The organism is Streptococcus mitis (assembly GCF_002096755.1).
In the GTDB taxonomy this organism is placed as follows: Bacteria; Bacillota; Bacilli; order Lactobacillales; family Streptococcaceae; genus Streptococcus; species Streptococcus mitis_AC.
This window is the reverse complement of sequence record NZ_NCVF01000026.1, coordinates 31,037-49,769: the sequence shown is the minus strand read 5'-3', so window position 1 is coordinate 49,769 and position 18,733 is coordinate 31,037. Positions and strand designations below refer to the sequence as shown.

Below are 18,733 nucleotides of genomic sequence, written 5' to 3'. Positions count from 1 at the left end.
TATAAAATGAGAAGGTACTGACATGAGAGCTGAAACAGAAATGCTAGATCTGATTTTACAGATTGCCAAAACTTTACAAGTCAAAGCTGTTGCCATGTCTGGTTCACGGATAAACCCAAAGGCCCCAAAAGATGAATTTCAAGACTATGACGTGGTCTATATCGTGGATGATTTAGATAATCTGACTAGTGACCTTTCTTGGCTGGATCAGTTTGGCAATCGTCTGATTGAGCAGCATAATATCTTAGGAAACCGTCGACTTTATCTCATGCTTTTTGAAGATGGCAATAGGATTGATCTAACCCTTTGCCCAAAAGACCACATCCAAGAATGGGTAGATAGCGAAGCTGGTTATACAGTTTTAGTAGACGAGAAGGGCTTGTTTGAGTCCTATACTACAAGTCCAGAGCGTTACTGGACAAGTCCAGCTAGTCAGATAGATTTCGAAAAAGCCTGCAATGAATTTTGGTGGGTTTCCGCCTATGTAGTCAAGGGAATTTGTCGTAATCAGCTCATCTACGCGACGGATCATCTCTATGGTATTTGTCAGCAAGAGTTGTTAAAAGTCTTTGCTTGGCAGGTCGCAAGTGATAGGGGAACAGTCGATATTGGTAAGAACTACAAGTATCTTTTCCAGTATTTGCCTACAGAGAAAGAGAAGGAATTCTCAGCTCTGCTTGATTTTTCAAGTGTAGAGAAACTTACTCAGTCATTGTTTGCTACGATGCAACTTTTCCACAGAGAAGCTCAGTCCCTTGCCCAAAATATGGGATTTGACTACGATAAAGAAGTAGCTGAGAAGATGATTGAGTATGCTGAGGAGAGAGTGAAGAAGTTTGGGAATAACTAGAAAAATGAAAAAGTGAGAGGAGAAGACTCATGATTGAAAAAGTGGAACGCCTCATTACAGAGATTAATCGTATTCATCTAGAGTATTCTAAAGATTATTTTGAAACGGGTAAGGTGGAGAAAATCAATCTCAAGCATACCTTTTCAAAAGTTCCGACGAAAGCGATTTTGGCCTACCGTCTGAATTTACATGAGTCAATTAATGACTATCTGATGAAAGCGGATGTCCAAGATATTGCCTATGTTTATCGTGTTAAAACTTCTGAGTCTATTTTAGATAAAATTACACGTTTTTCTGAGCGTCAAGAGGGCTATCCTGTGAACTCCATTCTTAATGATATTTTTGGTGCTCGTATGATTTTAAGTTCCAAAGAGATAGCTCAAGTCATGGAGAAATTAGATGATTGGCAAGAGATATACGGACTAAAAAACTGGTATTTACGTGATAAAGATGGCTATGTCGGTATTCATATCTATTTTAAAAATAAAAGTAATTTTTACTACCCATGGGAACTCCAACTTTGGGATAAGAATGATGTAGATAGCAATATCGCCAGTCATATCAAGTATAAACGAGGTTTTGTGAGGTAGGAGAGTGAATAAGAGGGGTAACTATGACACCGGAAATGTTTGAGAGATTAATCAATGCGATTGATTCAACAGATTGGATTGACCACGGATTGCAGCTCGGAGGAATAATAGTACCTATTATCTTTGCGCTCTGGATTTCTTGGAGAGATTCAAAAAGATTAAAAGTAGATATTGAAAATCAGAACAGAATATTAGATGAACGGCAACAAAAGTTAGAAACTATTCAAACTTCAATCGCCAAAAATATTTCAGAACTGACAAAACAACAGAATCAACTCTCCAAAACCCAAGAAAAAGTTGAAGAAAACCTAAGAGAGCTAAAAGAATTAGCACAGCAATAAAGGAAGTCTAATCAGTTGACCATGCAGGTTCATTATAAAGAATTTTTTGAAAAACATAAAAGTTTTAAAAAAACCTTGATGAGAATCGAAGAATTTTATAAGTTGTACCAACAAGTGTGTTCTGATTATGATTCTATGTCACCTGAAGTAAAAAAGAAATATGATATTCTCCGAGATTCGACCACGGATTATCAAATTTATGAATTCCAATTTTTAGATGAAGAAAATATTCCGCCAATTGTTTTTGATGATTTTTTAAAATTAAAAGAAGTTTTACAACAAATAGATTCTAGAAGAGCAGATACTTATGACGAGTATTTTGAAAATATTTATCCTAGGCTAAAAGAATTTGATATGGAATTGAATAGATTGTTGTCTTAACACAAAACTGATTTTGAAGGAGTCTGTTTTTTCTACAGAAATTTTCGGCAAGCCGAATTGTCCCCTTGTATCATAACTGAACACCTTCTTCTATAAAAACCTACTCTACATTCTTTGAAAGGAGTTGAACACGCCCTAAATGCTGTGTGAAAATTCCTTATTACTAACCGAAGCAACAGATTTTAAACACATTAAACTACAGAAAGGATAGTTTGGTTACTTATTGTAACTGAACACGGGACTATTTTCTTAGGAAAAAAGATAAATCGCCTTGGGGTCATCGAACCCTGCATCGATTTCCTATTTTTCTATAGAAATTTTCGGCAAGCCGAATTGTCCCCTTGTATCATAACTGAACACCTTCTTCTATAAAAACCTACTCTACATTCTTTGAAAGGAGTTGAACACGCCCTAAATGCTGTGTGAAAATTCCTTATTACTAACCGAAGCAACAGATTTTAAACACATTAAACTACAGAAAGGATAGTTTGGTTACTTATTGTAACTGAACACGGGACTATTTTCTTAGGAAAAAAGATAAATCGCCTTGGGGTCATCGAACCCTGCATCGATTTCCTATTTTTCTATAGAAATTTTCGGCAAGCCGAATCGTCCCCTTGTATCTTATGTCTAACATTCAAAACATGTCCCTTGAGGACATCATGGGAGAGCGCTTTGGTCGCTACTCCAAATACATTATTCAAGACCGGGCTTTGCCAGATATTCGTGATGGCTTGAAGCCGGTTCAGCGTCGCATTCTTTATTCGATGAATAAGGATGGCAATACCTTTGACAAGAGCTACCGTAAGTCTGCTAAGTCTGTCGGGAATATCATGGGGAATTTTCACCCACACGGGGATTCTTCTATCTATGATGCCATGGTCCGTATGTCACAAGATTGGAAAAATCGTGAGATTTTGGTCGAAATGCACGGTAACAACGGTTCTATGGACGGAGATCCACCTGCGGCTATGCGTTATACCGAGGCTCGCTTGTCTGAGATTGCTGGTTATCTTCTTCAGGATATCGAGAAAAAGACAGTTCCTTTTGCTTGGAACTTTGATGATACCGAGAAAGAACCAACGGTCTTACCAGCAGCCTTTCCCAACCTTTTGGTCAATGGTTCGACTGGGATTTCAGCTGGATATGCTACGGACATTCCACCTCATAATTTGGCCGAAGTTATCGATGCGACAGTCTACATGATTGATCATCCAACTGCCAAGGTGGATAAGTTGATGGAATTCTTGCCTGGACCAGACTTCCCGACTGGAGGGATTATCCAGGGTCGTGATGAAATCAAGAAGGCCTATGAAACTGGGAAAGGGCGCGTAGTTGTTCGTTCCAAGACTGAGATTGAAAAGTTAAAAGGTGGTAAGGAACAAATCGTTATTACTGAGATTCCTTATGAAATCAACAAGGCCAATCTAGTTAAGAAAATCGATGATGTTCGTGTCAATAATAAGGTGGCTGGTATTGCTGAGGTGCGAGATGAGTCTGACCGTGATGGTCTTCGTATCGCTATTGAACTTAAGAAAGACGCTAATACGGAGCTTGTTCTTAATTATCTTTTCAAATACACTGACCTGCAAATCAACTACAACTTTAACATGGTGGCGATTGACAATTTCACACCTCGTCAGGTCGGTATTGTTCCAATCTTGTCTAGCTATATTGCCCACCGCCGTGAAGTGATTTTGGCACGTTCCCGCTTTGACAAGGAAAAGGCTGAAAAACGTCTCCATATCGTGGAAGGTTTGATTCGTGTCATCTCTATTTTAGATGAAGTCATTGCTCTTATCCGTGCTTCTGAGAACAAGGCTGATGCCAAAGAGAACCTCAAGGTCAGTTATGATTTTACTGAAGAGCAGGCTGAGGCTATCGTAACCTTGCAACTGTACCGTTTGACCAATACCGATGTGGTTGTCTTGCAAGAAGAAGAAGCAGAACTACGTGAGAAGATTGCCATGCTGGCGGCCATCATCGGTGACGAACGTACTATGTATAATCTCATGAAGAAAGAACTTCGTGAGGTCAAGAAGAAGTTCGCGACACCGCGTTTGAGTTCTTTAGAAGACACTGCGAAAGCAATTGAGATTGATACAGCTAGTCTGATCGCCGAGGAAGATACCTACGTCAGCGTGACCAAGGCAGGTTACATCAAGCGTACCAGCCCACGTTCCTTTGCGGCTTCCACTCTGGAAGAAATTGGCAAACGTGATGATGACCGTCTCATCTTTGTTCAATCTGCTAAGACAACCCAGCATCTCTTGATGTTCACGACACTTGGAAATGTCATTTATCGACCAATCCATGAATTGTCAGATATTCGCTGGAAGGATATCGGAGAGCATCTGAGCCAAACCATCACAAACTTTGAAACTAACGAAGAAATCCTCTATGTGGAAGTCGTGGATCAGTTTGATGATGCGACAACCTACTTTGCGGCGACTCGTCTCGGTCAAATCAAGCGTGTAGAGCGAAAAGAGTTCACTCCATGGCGGACCTATAAATCTAAGTCTGTCAAGTATGCTAAGCTTAAAGACGAGACAGACCAGATTGTGGCAGTGACTCCGATTAAACTAGATGATGTTCTTTTGATTAGCCAAAACGGTTATGCCCTGCGTTTCAATATCGAAGAGGTTCCAGTTGTCGGTGCTAAGGCTGCAGGTGTCAAAGCTATGAACCTGAAAGCAGATGATGTCCTCCAATCCGCCTTTATCTGTAACACCTCATCCTTCTACCTCTTGACCCAACGTGGAAGTTTGAAACGTGTTTCTATTGACGAAATTCCAGCAACCAGCCGTGCCAAACGTGGTTTACAAGTTTTGCGTGAGTTGAAAAACAAACCGCATCGTGTCTTCTTAGCAGGAGCAGTTGCAGAGCAAGGATCTGTAGGTGATCTCTTCAGTACAGAAGTGGACGGGAACGATCAAACTCTGATTGTTCAATCTAACAAAGGTGCAATCTATGAAAGTCGACTACAAGACTTGAATCTGTCAGAACGCACAAGTAACGGTAGCTTCATCTCTGACACGATTTCAGATGAAGAAGTTTTTGACGCTTATCTTAAAGAAGTATTTCCAGAAGCCAAATAAGTGAAATGAAGAATCAGTTTTAAGAGCTGGTTCTTTTTATTGAAGAAATTTTCTGAAAATTACAAAATATACTTGCTATTTTATAAAAATAGTGTAGAATAAAAGAAATAGGTTTTTAGAATAAGGAGTGGAATATGACAGTAACGATTGATTGGGAAAATCTCGGTTTTTCCTATATGAAATTACCTTATCGCTATATTGCTCATTTTAAAAATGGACAATGGAATCAAGGAGAGCTTACAGAGGATGCAACTTTGCATATTTCAGAGTCTTCTCCAAGTCTTCACTATGGTCAACAAGCATTTGAAGGTTTGAAAGCTTATCGTACTAAGGATGGCAGTATTCAACTGTTCCGTCCTGATGAAAATGCCAAACGTCTGCAACGTACATGTGACCGTCTCTTGATGCCACAAGTTCCAACAGAAATGTTTGTAGAAGCTTGTAAAGCAGTTGTTCGTGCGAATGAAGAATATGTACCACCATACGGAACAGGTGGAACCTTATATCTTCGCCCTCTTTTGATTGGTGTCGGAGATATTATTGGGGTTAAACCAGCAGAAGAATATATTTTCACCATCTTTGCCATGCCAGTTGGAAATTACTTTAAGGGTGGTTTGGTCCCAACCAATTTCTTGATTCAGGATGAATACGACCGTGCCGCTCCAAATGGTACAGGTGCGGCTAAGGTTGGTGGGAACTATGCTGCCAGTCTCTTACCAGGGAAATTGGCCAAGTCACGTCATTTCTCAGATGTTATCTATCTAGACCCATCAACTCATACAAAGATTGAAGAAGTCGGATCAGCTAACTTCTTTGGAATTACAGCTGATAATGAATTTGTAACACCATTGAGTCCATCTATCTTGCCATCTATTACCAAGTATTCCTTGCTTTATTTGGCAGAACATCGCTTGGGCTTAACTCCTATTGAGGGGGATGTTCCGATTGATAAGCTTGATCGTTTTGTAGAGGCAGGTGCCTGTGGTACAGCAGCAGTGATTTCTCCAATTGGTGGAATTCAGCACGGTGATGATTTCCATGTTTTCTATAGTGAAACAGAAGTAGGTCCTGTGACTCGCAAACTCTATGATGAGTTGACAGGAATTCAGTTTGGTGATATTGAAGCGCCAGAAGGTTGGATTGTAAAAGTAGATTAAAATAAACTAAAGGAGATTTTTTATGAAATCGAAAAAGTGGCTCTTAACAGCAGGAGTGGTCCTGAGCACAACAGCTCTTTTAGTGGCTTGTGGAAAAGCTGATAAAGAAGCAGATGCACCGACAACATTTTCATATGTCTATGCAGTAGATCCAGCGTCTTTGGACTATAGTGTAGCGACTCGTACATCTACAACAGATGTCATCGGGAATGTGGTTGATGGATTGATGGAAAATGACCAATACGGAAATGTTATTCCTTCCTTGGCTGAAGATTGGTCTGTGTCCAAAGATGGTTTGACTTATACCTATAAACTTCGTAAAGGAGTTAAATGGTATACATCAGAAGGTGAAGAATACGCAGAAGTAACAGCCCATGACTTTGTGACAGGACTAAAACACGTAGCTGACGGCAAGTCAGACGGTGTTTCTCTCATCCAAAATTCAATCAAGGGCTTGGATGCCTATATGACTGGTGAGACCAATGATTTCTCTACAGTTGGTGTCAAGGCCTTGGACGATTACACAGTTGAATATACCCTAAACAAACCAGAAAGCTTCTGGAACTCTAAAGTCACAACAGCGACGATGTTGCCTGTAAATGAAGAGTTTTTGAAGGCATCAGGTAAAGATTATGGAGCAGTTACTCCAGCAGGAATTCTCTACAATGGTCCTTATATCTTGAAGACCTTGACATCTAAATCGTTGATTGAATACGAGAAAAACCCAAATTACTGGGATAAAGAAAAGGTAAAAATCGAGAAGATTAAATTGACTTACTACGATGGTTCTGATCAGGAATCGTTGATTCGTAGCTTCTCTTCTGGTGCCTATACGACAGCTCGTCTCTTCCCAAGTAGCTCAAACTTTGCTTCTACTTTGGAACAATACGGAGATAAAATCACTTATAGCCCACAGGATTCAAGTAGTTATTACTTCACCTTTAACGTAAATCGTCAGTCATATAATAAAACTGCGAAAACAAGTGAAGAACAAAAGACTTCTACAAAAGAAGCTATGCTTAATAAGGACTTCCGTCAGGCTATCAACTTTGCCTTCAACCGTCACTCTTATGCTGCCCAGCTAAATGGTGAAGACGGTGCGGACAAGATTATTCGTAACAGCCTTGTTCCTGACAACTTTGTACAAGCAGGTGGGAAAAACTTTGGTCAAATCGCTCAAGCAGAGTTGGTGAACTATGGTGACCAGTGGAAAGGTGTTGAGCTAGTTGACGGTAAGGATTCTATCTACAACCCTGACAAGGCTAAAGCTGCGTTCGAAAAAGCTAAGAAAGACTTGGAATCTAAAGGGGTAACTTTCCCAATTCACTTGGATGTCCCAGTTGAACAAACAGATACTATCGCCGTTCAACAAAGCAACTCTTTCAAACAGTCTATCGAATCAACTCTTGGTGCTGAAAATGTTGTCATCGATGTTCTTCAAATGACAGATAATGAAAAGGAAACAATCACTTCTCAAGCGCGTGTTCCTTCTCAAAAAGACTATGATTTGAACAGTACAGGATGGGCTCCAAGTTATCAAGACCCAGCATCTTACTTGAATATCATGGATCCTAAATCAGGTTCTGCCATGAAGCACCTCGGTATTACTAAAGGGAAAGATAAGGATGTCGTAGCGAAACTTGGTTTGGACCAGTATAAGAAATTATTGGATGATGCCGATTCAGAAACTACAAATCTTGAAGAGCGCTATGAAAAATATGCCAAGGCTCAAGCTTGGTTGACAGATAGTTCATTATTGATGCCAACAGCTTCATCAGGTGGTTCTCCAGTTGTAAGTAATGTCGTGCCATTCTCAAAACCGTACTCACAAGTTGGTATTAAGGGTGACCCATATATCTTTAAAGGAATGAAATTGCAAAAAGATATCGTTACAACAAAAGAATATGAAGAAGCACTGAAAAAATGGCAAAAAGAAAAATTGGAATCAAACGGTAAGTACCAAAAAGAACTAGAAAAACACATTAAATAAAGCAGAAAACTCTATATCAGACTTGGAATGATATAGAGTTTTTTCTTGCTAGTTTTGGGATTTTCTTGTAAAATAGAAAAAGTGAAGAGAGGTATGAAATGAGTAAGAAAGATAAAAAAATTGAAATTCAAGTAGCAGATGCCAAGGTTAATGTAGGAAAAGACAGTTTTGAAGGTTATACATTGACTATCGGTAAAAAAGTTATCGGAGAAATTGCCGAATTAGATGGACAATTTGCCATTATAAAGAATGGGAATGTCGATAGTTTTTATAAAAAATTGGAAAAAGCTGTGGAAATTTTGATTGAAAATTATAATTTAGCAAAATAAGTCTTGTTTTTTTGAAATTTTCATGATATAATGGTCCATGTTGATTGTAGGAGAGATAGCGAAGAGGCTAAACGCGGCGGACTGTAAATCCGCTCCTTCGGGTTCGGGGGTTCGAATCCCTCTCTCTCCATTTCATCAATGGGGTATAGCCAAGCGGTAAGGCAAGGGACTTTGACTCCCTCATGCGTTGGTTCGAATCCAGCTACCCCAGTTCTTAGGTAATAATCAAGATAAAAATCAAAATATCTTAGGGTATTTTATTTTTATAATTGAAAGACGTGAACGATATGAACATGTCCTTGCAGGTGCTTAGGAAAAAAATTATAAGTATGTCAAGTTTAAGAAGAACTTGATTGTTGGAGGATTTTTTAGATGAACGAATTTGAAGATTTGCTAAATAGCGTTAGCCAAGTTGAGACTGGTGATGTTGTTAGTGCTGAAGTATTGACAGTTGATGCGACTCAAGCTAACGTTGCAATCTCTGGAACTGGTGTTGAAGGTGTCTTGACTCTTCGCGAATTGACAAACGATCGCGATGCAGATATCAATGACTTTGTTAAAGTAGGAGAAGTATTGGATGTTCTTGTACTTCGTCAAGTAGTTGGTAAAGATACTGATACAGTTACATACCTTGTATCTAAAAAACGCCTTGAAGCTCGCAAAGCATGGGACAAACTTGTTGGTCGTGAAGAAGAAGTTGTTACTGTTAAAGGAACTCGTGCCGTTAAAGGTGGACTTTCAGTAGAATTTGAAGGTGTTCGTGGATTCATCCCAGCTTCAATGTTGGATACTCGTTTCGTACGTAACACTGAGCGTTTTGTAGGTCAAGAATTTGATGCTAAAATCAAAGAAGTTGACGCTAAAGAAAACCGCTTCATCCTTTCACGTCGTGAAGTTGTTGAAGCAGCTACTGCAGCAGCTCGTGCTGAAGTATTCGGTAAATTGGCTGTTGGTGATGTTGTAACTGGTAAAGTTGCACGTATCACAAGCTTCGGTGCTTTCATCGACCTTGGTGGTGTTGACGGATTGGTTCACTTGACTGAATTGTCACACGAACGTAACGTATCACCAAAATCAGTTGTAACTGTTGGTGAAGAAATTGAAGTGAAAATCCTTGATCTTAACGAAGAAGAAGGACGCGTATCACTTTCACTTAAAGCAACAACACCTGGACCATGGGATGGCGTTGAGCAAAAATTGGCTAAAGGTGATGTAGTAGAAGGAACAGTTAAACGTTTGACTGACTTCGGTGCATTTGTTGAAGTATTGCCAGGTATCGATGGACTTGTTCACGTATCACAAATTTCACACAAACGTATTGAAAATCCAAAAGAAGCTCTTAAAGTTGGTCAAGAAGTTCAAGTTAAAGTTCTTGAAGTTAACGCAGATGCAGAGCGCGTATCACTTTCTATCAAAGCTCTTGAAGAGCGTCCAGCTCAAGAAGAAGGACAAAAAGAAGAAAAACGTGCTGCTCGTCCACGTCGTCCAAAACGTCAAGAAAAACGTGATTTCGAACTTCCAGAAACACAAACAGGATTCTCAATGGCTGACTTGTTCGGTGATATCGAACTTTAATCAAATTGAAAATTCACAAAATCCTTTGTTTACTAAACAAGGGATTTTTCTTTTGTCTGTAAGCCTTTTTTGATATAATAGTCCTATGTTAGAATCAGAAAAAAAATCACGTTATCAAATGTTAAATGAGGAGCTCTCTTTTTTATTGGAAGGCGAAAACAATGTTTTGGCTAATCTTTCCAACGCCAGTGCTCTTTTAAAATCGCACTTTCCTAATACTGTATTTGCAGGCTTTTATTTATTCGATGGAAAGGAATTGGTTTTAGGTCCCTTCCAAGGTGGTGTTTCCTGCATCCGTATTGCGCTAGGCAAGGGTGTTTGTGGTGAGGCAGCTCATTTTCAGGAAACCGTTGTTGTTGGAGATGTAACGACTTATCCCAACTATATTTCTTGTGATAGTCGAGCTAAAAGTGAAATTGTTGTTCCGATGGTTAAGAATGGTCAATTACTTGGAGTTCTAGATCTTGATTCTTCAGAGATTGATGATTATGATGCTATGGATCGAGATTATTTGGAACAATTTGTCGCTATTTTGCTTGAAATGACAGAATGGGACTTTACAATGTTTGAGGAGAAAGCCTAATGTATCAAGCACTTTATCGAAAATATAGAAGTCAAAACTTCTCCCAGTTGGTTGGACAGGAAGTTGTGGCTAAGACTCTTAAACAAGCAGTGGAGCAAGAGAAAATAAGTCATGCTTATCTTTTTTCTGGTCCACGGGGAACGGGAAAAACCAGTGTAGCCAAGATTTTTGCCAAGGCTATGAATTGTCCCAATCAAGTGGGTGGAGAACCATGTAATAACTGCTATATCTGTCAGGCAGTGACGGACGGTAGTTTAGAAGATGTCATTGAAATGGATGCGGCCTCTAATAATGGGGTTGATGAAATTCGTGAAATCCGTGATAAATCTACCTATGCGCCTAGCCTTGCTCGTTATAAGGTTTATATCATAGATGAGGTTCACATGCTGTCTACAGGAGCTTTTAATGCCCTCCTAAAGACGCTGGAAGAGCCAACACAGAATGTGGTCTTTATTTTGGCCACTACTGAATTGCACAAGATTCCTGCCACTATTCTATCCCGTGTGCAACGTTTTGAATTTAAATCGATTAAGACACAGGATATTAAGGAACATATCCACTATATTTTAGAAAAAGAAAATATCAGTTCTGAACCAGAGGCTGTGGAAATCATTGCCAGACGGGCTGAAGGTGGAATGCGGGACGCCTTGTCTATTTTGGATCAAGCCCTAAGTTTGACACAGGGAAACGAGCTGACGACTGCTATCTCTGAAGAAATTACTGGCACCATTAGTCTATCAGCCTTGGATGATTATGTGGCTGCCTTGTCTCAACAGGATGTTCCCAAGGCTTTGTCTTGCTTGAATCTTCTCTTTGACAATGGTAAGAGCATGACTCGTTTTGTAACCGACCTTTTGCACTATTTAAGAGATTTGTTAATTGTTCAAACAGGGGGAGAAAACACTCATCCTAGTCCAGTCTTTGTTGAGAATTTAGCACTTCCTCAGGAAAATCTGTTTGAAATGATTCGTTTGGCAACAGTCAGCTTAGCAGATATTAAGTCTAGTTTACAGCCCAAGATTTATGCTGAGATGATGACTATCCGTTTGGCAGAGATTAAGCCTGAACCAGCTCTTTCTGGGGCAGTTGAACATGAAATTTCTGCATTGAGACAGGAAGTTGCCCGTCTCAAAGAAGAACTCGCAAATGTGGGAACTGTAGCTAAGCCAACAAATCCAGCTCCTAGTCGTCAAACAGCAGGCAAGACAATCTATCGTGTGGATCGTAATAAAGTTCAATCGATCCTACAAGAGGCCGTTGAAAATCCTGATTTAGCACGTCAAAATCTGATTCGTTTGCAGAATGCCTGGGGAGAAGTAATTGAAAGTCTAGGTGGGCCGGACAAGGCTCTTCTAGTTGGTTCTCAACCAGTTGCGGCCAATGAACACCATGCTATTCTTGCTTTTGAGTCTAACTTCAATGCTGGTCAAACCATGAAACGAGACAATCTCAACACCATGTTTGGCAATATCCTCAGTCAGGCAGCAGGTTTTTCACCTGAGATTTTAGCCATTTCCATGGAGGAATGGAAAGAAGTTCGCGCAGCCTTTTCAGCCAAAGCCAAATCTTCCCAAACTGAAAAAGAAGCAGAAGAAAGCCTGATTCCAGAAGGATTTGAATTTTTGGCTGATAAAATGAAGGTAGAGGAAGACTAAAGACAGATTTCATGATACAATAAGTTTATGAATAGACAACAATTTATTACCATCGCGCTGTTTACAGCTGCTGAGACCTATTTTTTCAATGAAGCCTGGATGACTGGTCGCTATATTATGGCAGCCTTTTGGGCCATTTTGCTCTTTAGAAATTTCCGAGTAAGTTACTTGATGGGCAAGATTGTAGATGTCATTGACCAGCATTTAAAAGGAAAAGACTAGTCCTCAGCTTCTAGACAAAATCAAAGCCTTTTAGGCTTTTTTTTGTTATACTATAAAAGTATATTTATTGACCTTTTACCGTATTTTCTAGGGAAATCAAGTATGTTTCCAGTAAGCACTGTAAAGGCCTTGAAAAAGAAAGGAATTATCATGTCAGTATTAGAGATCAAAGATCTTCACGTTGAGATTGAAGGAAAAGAAATTTTAAAAGGGGTTAACCTGACCCTGAAAACAGGAGAAATCGCCGCTATCATGGGACCAAATGGTACTGGTAAATCGACTCTTTCTGCCGCTATCATGGGAAATCCAAACTATGAAGTTACCAAAGGTGAAGTCTTGTTTGATGGCGTAAACATCCTTGAGTTGGAAGTGGACGAGCGTGCGCGTATGGGACTTTTCCTTGCTATGCAATACCCATCAGAAATTCCTGGTATTACTAACGCTGAGTTTCTTCGTGCAGCCATGAATGCTGGTAAAGAAGACGATGAGAAGATTTCAGTTCGTGAGTTTATCACTAAACTCGACGAGAAGATGGAATTGCTCAACATGAAAGAAGAAATGGCTGAGCGTTACCTCAACGAAGGTTTCTCTGGTGGTGAGAAAAAACGAAATGAAATTCTTCAACTTTTGATGTTGGAGCCAACATTTGCCCTTTTGGATGAGATTGACTCTGGTCTTGATATTGACGCTCTTAAAGTTGTTTCTAAGGGTGTTAATGCCATGCGTGGTGAAGGCTTTGGTGCTATGATTATCACTCACTACCAACGTCTTTTGAACTACATCACACCAGACGTGGTACACGTGATGATGGAAGGGCGTGTTGTCCTTTCAGGTGGTCCAGAATTGGCTGCACGTTTGGAACGTGAAGGATACGCAAAACTAGCTGAAGAACTTGGCTACGACTACAAGGAAGAATTGTAATTCCCTCGTGTCTTTTAGGAGAAGTAAATGACTAAAGAAAATATTAAACTTTTTTCAGAAATGCACGCTGAACCAAGCTGGTTGGCTGACCTCCGTCAAAAAGCTTTTGATAAGATTGAGACTTTGGAATTACCAGTTATTGAGCGTGTCAAATTCCACCGTTGGAATCTTGGTGATGGAACGATTACAGAAAGTGAGCCATCAGCAAATGTTCCAGATTTCACAGCTCTAGATAATCACTTGAAGTTGGTACAAGTAGGAACTCAAACTGTTTTTGAGCAAACTCCAGTTGAGTTAGCTGAACAGGGTGTTGTCTTCACAGACTTCCATTCAGCTTTAGAAGAAATTCCAGAGCTGATCGAAGAATTCTTCATGGCATCTGTTAAGTATGACGATGACAAGTTGGCAGCCTACCATACAGCTTATTTCAATAGTGGTGCTGTTCTCTATATTCCTGATAACGTGGAAATTGCTGAACCAATCGAAGGAATTTTCTATCAAGACAGCGATAGCGATGTGCCGTTTAACAAGCATATTATGATTATCGCTGGTAAAAATTCTAAGATTAGTTATTTGGAGCGTTTAGAGTCACGTGGTGAAGGAAGTGCCAAAGCAACTGCCAATATCACAGTGGAAGTGATTGCACGTTCTGGTGCGCAAGTGAAGTTTGCGGCTATCGACCGTCTAGGTGAAAACGTCACTGCTTACATTAGCCGTCGTGGTAAATTAGGCAACAATGCAAGCATTGACTGGGCAATCGGTGTCATGAACGAAGGAAACGTCGTTGCTGACTTTGATAGCGACTTGATTGGAAATGGTAGCCATGCAGATCTCAAGGTTGTAGCTCTTTCAAGTGGCCGTCAAGTGCAAGGGATTGATACTCGAGTGACTAACTATGGCTGCAACTCAATCGGAAATATCCTTCAACATGGGGTTATTCTTGAAAAAGCAACCTTGACCTTCAATGGTATTGGCCACATTATCAAGGGTGCTAAGGGAGCAGATGCCCAACAAGAGAGCCGTGTTCTTATGCTTTCAGACCAAGCGCGTTCAGATGCCAATCCAATCCTTTTGATTGATGAAAATGACGTTACTGCAGGACACGCGGCTTCTATCGGTCAGGTGGATCCAGAAGACATGTACTACCTCATGAGCCGTGGTTTGGACAAGGCAACTGCAGAACGTTTGGTTGTCCGTGGTTTCCTTGGCTCCGTTATCGTTGAGATTCCAGTCAAGGAAGTTCGTGATGAAATGATTGCAACTATCGAAGAAAAATTGTCAAAACGCTAAGGGGTAGCCTATGTTAGATGTAGAAGTGATTCGCAAGGATTTTCCAATTTTAGACCAGATTGTTAATGATGAACCATTGGTTTATTTGGACAATGCCGCGACGACACAAAAACCACTAGCAGTTCTGGGAACGATTAACCGCTATTATGAGCAGGACAATGCCAATGTTCATCGTGGGGTTCATACCTTGGCAGAAAGGGCGACAGCTTCTTATGAGGCGGCTCGTGAAACCATTCGTAAGTTTATCAATGCAGGATCTACAAAGGAAGTTCTCTTTACTAGAGGAACGACAACCAGTCTCAACTGGGTGGCGCGTTATGCTGAGGAAGTCTTGACTGAGGGAGACCAGGTTTTGATTTCTGTCATGGAACACCATTCCAATATCATTCCATGGCAGGAAGCCTGCCGCAAGACTGGGGCAGAGCTTGTCTATGTCTATCTCAAGAATGGAGCTCTGGATATGGATGATTTGCGGGCTAAATTGACTGATAAAGTTAAGTTTGTCTCCCTTGCTCACGCCTCAAATGTCCTGGGTGTGATCAATCCAATCAAAGAAATTACTCAATTGGCCCACCAAGTTGGTGCCATCATGGTGGTGGATGGTGCTCAATCTACGCCTCATATGAAGATTGATGTTCAGGACTTGGATGTGGACTTCTTTGCCTTTTCAGGTCACAAGATGGCTGGTCCGACTGGTATCGGTGTTCTTTACGGTAAAGAAAAGTATCTGGAACAAATGTCACCTCTTGAATTTGGTGGCGAAATGATTGATTTCGTCTATGAGCAATCTGCTAGTTGGAAGGAATTGCCATGGAAATTTGAGGCTGGAACTCCTAATATGGCAGGTGCAATTGGACTTGCTGCGGCAGTGGATTATCTGGAAAAGATTGGTATGGATGCTATTGAAGCTCATGAACAGGAATTAATCGCATACGTATATCCAAAACTGCAGGCGATTGAAGGATTGACTATTTACGGTTCTCAGAACTTGGCTAAACGTTCAGGTGTCATTGCCTTTAACCTAGGCGACCTTCATCCTCACGACCTTGCGACTGCTTTGGATTATGAAGGTGTAGCTGTTCGCGCAGGTCATCATTGCGCTCAACCTTTGCTCCAGTATTTGGAAGTTCCAGCAACAGCCCGAGCAAGTTTTTATATCTACAATACCAAGGCAGATTGCGACAAGCTAGTCGATGCCTTACAAAAGACAAAGGAGTTTTTCAATGGCACTTTCTAAACTAGATAGCCTTTATATGGCAGTGGTAGCGGACCATTCGAAAAATCCACATCACCAAGGGAAGTTGGAAGACGCTGAGCAAATCAGTCTCAACAATCCGACCTGTGGAGATGTCATCAATCTCTCTGTCAAGTTTGATGTAGATGACCGTTTGGAGGATATCGCTTTTCTAAATTCAGGTTGCACCATCTCTACAGCATCTGCTAGTATGATGACGGACGCAGTTTTAGGAAAAACCAAACAAGAAATTTTAGAGCTTGCGACTATTTTTTCTGAAATGGTTCAAGGGCAAAAAGATGAGCGTCAAGACCAACTTGGAGACGCAGCCTTCTTATCAGGCGTTGCAAAATTCCCTCAACGAATCAAGTGTGCAACCCTAGCTTGGAACGCTCTCAAGAAAACAATTGAAAATCAAGAAAACAAGTAAGGCAAGATTCTTTTGTCTTATGAATCAGTAGAAATAAAGAATGAAAGAAAGGATATTATGGCTGAAGAAAGAGTAGAACCAAAACCAATTGATCTTGGTGAATATAAATTTGGTTTCCATGATGATGTAGAGCCTGTCCTATCGACAGGAAAAGGATTGAATGAAGATGTCATTCGTGAACTATCAGCTGCTAAGGGAGAACCTGAGTGGATGCTAGAATTCCGTTTGAAGTCTTATGAAACCTTTAAAAAAATGCCCATGCAAACTTGGGGAGCAGACTTGTCAGAGATTGATTTTGATGACTTGATCTACTACCAAAAACCATCTGATAAACCAGCCCGTTCTTGGGATGAGGTTCCTGAAAAAATCAAAGAAACCTTTGAACGTATTGGGATTCCGGAAGCTGAGCGTGCTTATCTAGCCGGTGCCTCTGCCCAGTACGAGTCAGAAGTGGTTTACCACAACATGAAGGAAGAGTTCCAAAAATTGGGGATTATCTTTACAGATACGGATTCTGCCCTCAAGGAATACCCTGACTTGTTTAAACAATACTTTGCCAAGTTGGTACCGCCGACTGATAACAAGTTGGCAGCTCTTAACTCGGCAGTGTGGTCAGGTGGAACCTTTATCTACGTACCAAAAGGGGTCAAGGTAGATATTCCACTTCAAACCTACTTCCGTATCAATAACGAAAATACAGGTCAGTTCGAACGTACCTTGATTATCGTTGATGAAGGAGCAAGTGTCCATTATGTAGAAGGATGTACAGCGCCAACTTATTCAAGTAACAGCTTGCATGCTGCCATCGTAGAAATCTTTGCCTTAGATGGTGCTTATATGCGTTATACAACCATCCAAAACTGGTCTGATAACGTCTATAACTTGGTTACAAAACGCGCTAAGGCTCAAAAAGATGCTACTGTTGAGTGGATTGATGGAAACTTGGGTGCCAAAACAACCATGAAATATCCATCTGTTTATCTAGATGGAGAAGGGGCGCGTGGTACTATGCTCTCTATCGCCTTTGCCAATGCTGGGCAACACCAGGATACTGGTGCTAAGATGATTCACAACGCTCCGCACACAAGCTCGTCTATCGTGTCTAAATCCATCGCTAAAGGCGGAGGAAAGGTTGACTACCGTGGACAAGTAACCTTTAACAAAAACTCTAAAAAATCTGTTTCTCACATCGAGTGTGATACCATTATCATGGATGACTTGTCAGCATCAGATACCATTCCATTTAATGAAATCCACAACTCGCAAGTTGCTTTGGAACACGAAGCCAAGGTATCTAAGATTTCAGAGGAACAACTCTATTACCTCATGAGTCGTGGTTTGTCAGAATCAGAAGCAACTGAGATGATTGTTATGGGATTTGTAGAACCATTTACAAAAGAGCTTCCAATGGAATATGCTGTTGAGCTGAACCGCTTGATCAGCTATGAAATGGAAGGATCAGTTGGATAAATCCAAAAAGGAGAAGCAAATGGGATTCTTAAAAAAATTATTTGGTAATGTTGAAAAAGCGAATAAAGGTGAAATTCCTGCCGAGGAAATTGTTCCACCGTTTACAAATGATTTAGCAGAAGAAGCAGATGATTATTGGAGACAAACGGAAGAGCTTCTTTTGATAAACGCTGTAAAAGCTGTTGGTGGTCCTGAGGCAGTAGAACGTGCTTTTGTTCTTGCTAATTTTAAGGATAATCAAGAAACCTTTGAGCTCTTTTATCAAATAAACGGTCAGCTCCTTTCGTTTAAAGAGATGGATGAAAGTATTGTCGCTAAGATTAGCAATCAACTACTTCCTCAAGCACCAGAGGTAGCTCGAGCAGTAAATGAGAATTACGAAGAAGCGAAGGTTTCAGTCATTGAATACGCAATGCTTCAGTTTGAAACTGCAACCATGGCTTGGTTTGGTCGGAAGCTGACAACAGCTTCTCCAGAAGCACAACTGACTTTTGAAGAATTGGTATCTGGTTGGCATGCTATTTTGGAACAAGAAATTCCAAATCGTCCTTTAGATAGTGACCGTCCGTTTCCGTATTATGAAATTTAAAAAACAAAAAAATCGCGGTTTAAAATCG

General features: G+C 40.5%; 18 protein-coding genes and 2 tRNA genes. All 20 read left to right on the top strand.

The window, feature by feature from the left end; all coding sequences use genetic code 11:
• Nucleotides 1–22: 22 nt before the first annotated feature.
• The 20 genes from B7700_RS08750 (at nucleotide 23) to B7700_RS08655 (ending at nucleotide 18,705) form a co-directional block, all read left to right on the top strand.
• Nucleotides 23–850 carry an aminoglycoside 6-adenylyltransferase gene (locus tag B7700_RS08750; protein ID WP_084888366.1) on the top strand — a complete coding sequence of 276 codons (828 nt, stop codon included), beginning with the start codon at nucleotides 23–25 and terminating at the stop codon, nucleotides 848–850.
• Between the two features lie 29 nt (nucleotides 851–879).
• Nucleotides 880–1,440 carry a nucleotidyltransferase family protein gene (locus B7700_RS08745; RefSeq protein WP_084888364.1) on the top strand — a complete coding sequence of 187 codons (561 nt, stop codon included), beginning with the start codon at nucleotides 880–882 and terminating at the stop codon, nucleotides 1,438–1,440.
• Nucleotides 1,441–1,463: 23 nt separating this feature from the next.
• Complete coding sequence (locus B7700_RS08740) at nucleotides 1,464–1,781, top strand: hypothetical protein (protein WP_084888362.1); 318 nt, start codon at nucleotides 1,464–1,466, stop codon at nucleotides 1,779–1,781.
• Between the two features lie 15 nt (nucleotides 1,782–1,796).
• Nucleotides 1,797–2,162: a hypothetical protein gene (locus B7700_RS08735; protein WP_142358610.1), complete on the top strand. Its 366-nt coding sequence runs from the start codon at nucleotides 1,797–1,799 to the stop codon at nucleotides 2,160–2,162.
• Between the two features lie 626 nt (nucleotides 2,163–2,788).
• Nucleotides 2,789–5,260 (top strand): DNA topoisomerase IV subunit A, encoded by a 2,472-nt coding sequence (parC, locus tag B7700_RS08730; RefSeq protein ID WP_084888358.1) that lies wholly within the window; start codon nucleotides 2,789–2,791, stop codon nucleotides 5,258–5,260.
• Between the two features lie 134 nt (nucleotides 5,261–5,394).
• Nucleotides 5,395–6,417: a branched-chain amino acid aminotransferase gene (locus B7700_RS08725; protein ID WP_049491531.1), complete on the top strand. Its 1,023-nt coding sequence runs from the start codon at nucleotides 5,395–5,397 to the stop codon at nucleotides 6,415–6,417.
• A 22-nt stretch (nucleotides 6,418–6,439) separates the two neighbouring features.
• Nucleotides 6,440–8,407, top strand: a complete 1,968-nt coding sequence (locus B7700_RS08720) for a peptide ABC transporter substrate-binding protein (protein ID WP_084888356.1) — start codon at nucleotides 6,440–6,442, stop codon at nucleotides 8,405–8,407.
• Between the two features lie 98 nt (nucleotides 8,408–8,505).
• Entirely contained in the window at nucleotides 8,506–8,736 is a 231-nt protein-coding gene (locus B7700_RS08715; RefSeq protein ID WP_000037113.1) for a DUF2969 domain-containing protein, read from the top strand.
• Between the two features lie 49 nt (nucleotides 8,737–8,785).
• Nucleotides 8,786–8,866 (top strand) — tRNA-Tyr (locus tag B7700_RS08710).
• Between the two features lie 9 nt (nucleotides 8,867–8,875).
• A tRNA-Gln gene (locus B7700_RS08705) sits at nucleotides 8,876–8,947 on the top strand.
• 161 nt (nucleotides 8,948–9,108) lie between these two features.
• The gene (rpsA, locus tag B7700_RS08700; protein ID WP_001001631.1) at nucleotides 9,109–10,311 is read left to right on the top strand and encodes a 30S ribosomal protein S1; all 1,203 of its coding nucleotides are present in this window, start codon (nucleotides 9,109–9,111) and stop codon (nucleotides 10,309–10,311) included.
• An 85-nt stretch (nucleotides 10,312–10,396) separates the two neighbouring features.
• Nucleotides 10,397–10,894, top strand: coding sequence for a GAF domain-containing protein (locus B7700_RS08695; RefSeq protein ID WP_084888354.1), 498 nt, complete (start codon nucleotides 10,397–10,399; stop codon nucleotides 10,892–10,894).
• The gene (gene dnaX / locus B7700_RS08690; protein WP_084888353.1) at nucleotides 10,894–12,549 is read left to right on the top strand and encodes a DNA polymerase III subunit gamma/tau; all 1,656 of its coding nucleotides are present in this window, start codon (nucleotides 10,894–10,896) and stop codon (nucleotides 12,547–12,549) included. The genes B7700_RS08695 and dnaX overlap by 1 nt, the downstream gene beginning before the upstream one ends.
• A gap of 27 nt (nucleotides 12,550–12,576) precedes the next feature.
• The gene (locus tag B7700_RS08685; protein WP_070842933.1) at nucleotides 12,577–12,771 is read left to right on the top strand and encodes a DUF3272 domain-containing protein; all 195 of its coding nucleotides are present in this window, start codon (nucleotides 12,577–12,579) and stop codon (nucleotides 12,769–12,771) included.
• Between the two features lie 150 nt (nucleotides 12,772–12,921).
• Nucleotides 12,922–13,692 (top strand): Fe-S cluster assembly ATPase SufC, encoded by a 771-nt coding sequence (gene sufC / locus B7700_RS08680; protein ID WP_000114489.1) that lies wholly within the window; start codon nucleotides 12,922–12,924, stop codon nucleotides 13,690–13,692.
• 27 nt (nucleotides 13,693–13,719) lie between these two features.
• Complete coding sequence (gene sufD / locus B7700_RS08675; protein WP_084888351.1) at nucleotides 13,720–14,982, top strand: Fe-S cluster assembly protein SufD; 1,263 nt, start codon at nucleotides 13,720–13,722, stop codon at nucleotides 14,980–14,982.
• A 10-nt stretch (nucleotides 14,983–14,992) separates the two neighbouring features.
• Nucleotides 14,993–16,219 (top strand): cysteine desulfurase, encoded by a 1,227-nt coding sequence (locus tag B7700_RS08670; RefSeq protein WP_084888349.1) that lies wholly within the window; start codon nucleotides 14,993–14,995, stop codon nucleotides 16,217–16,219.
• Entirely contained in the window at nucleotides 16,206–16,646 is a 441-nt protein-coding gene (gene sufU, locus B7700_RS08665; RefSeq protein ID WP_084888347.1) for a Fe-S cluster assembly sulfur transfer protein SufU, read from the top strand. The genes B7700_RS08670 and sufU overlap by 14 nt, the downstream gene beginning before the upstream one ends.
• A 57-nt stretch (nucleotides 16,647–16,703) precedes the next feature.
• Nucleotides 16,704–18,116: a Fe-S cluster assembly protein SufB gene (gene sufB, locus B7700_RS08660; protein ID WP_000797054.1), complete on the top strand. Its 1,413-nt coding sequence runs from the start codon at nucleotides 16,704–16,706 to the stop codon at nucleotides 18,114–18,116.
• Between the two features lie 19 nt (nucleotides 18,117–18,135).
• The gene (locus tag B7700_RS08655; protein WP_084888845.1) at nucleotides 18,136–18,705 is read left to right on the top strand and encodes a hypothetical protein; all 570 of its coding nucleotides are present in this window, start codon (nucleotides 18,136–18,138) and stop codon (nucleotides 18,703–18,705) included.
• Nucleotides 18,706–18,733: the final 28 nt, after the last annotated feature.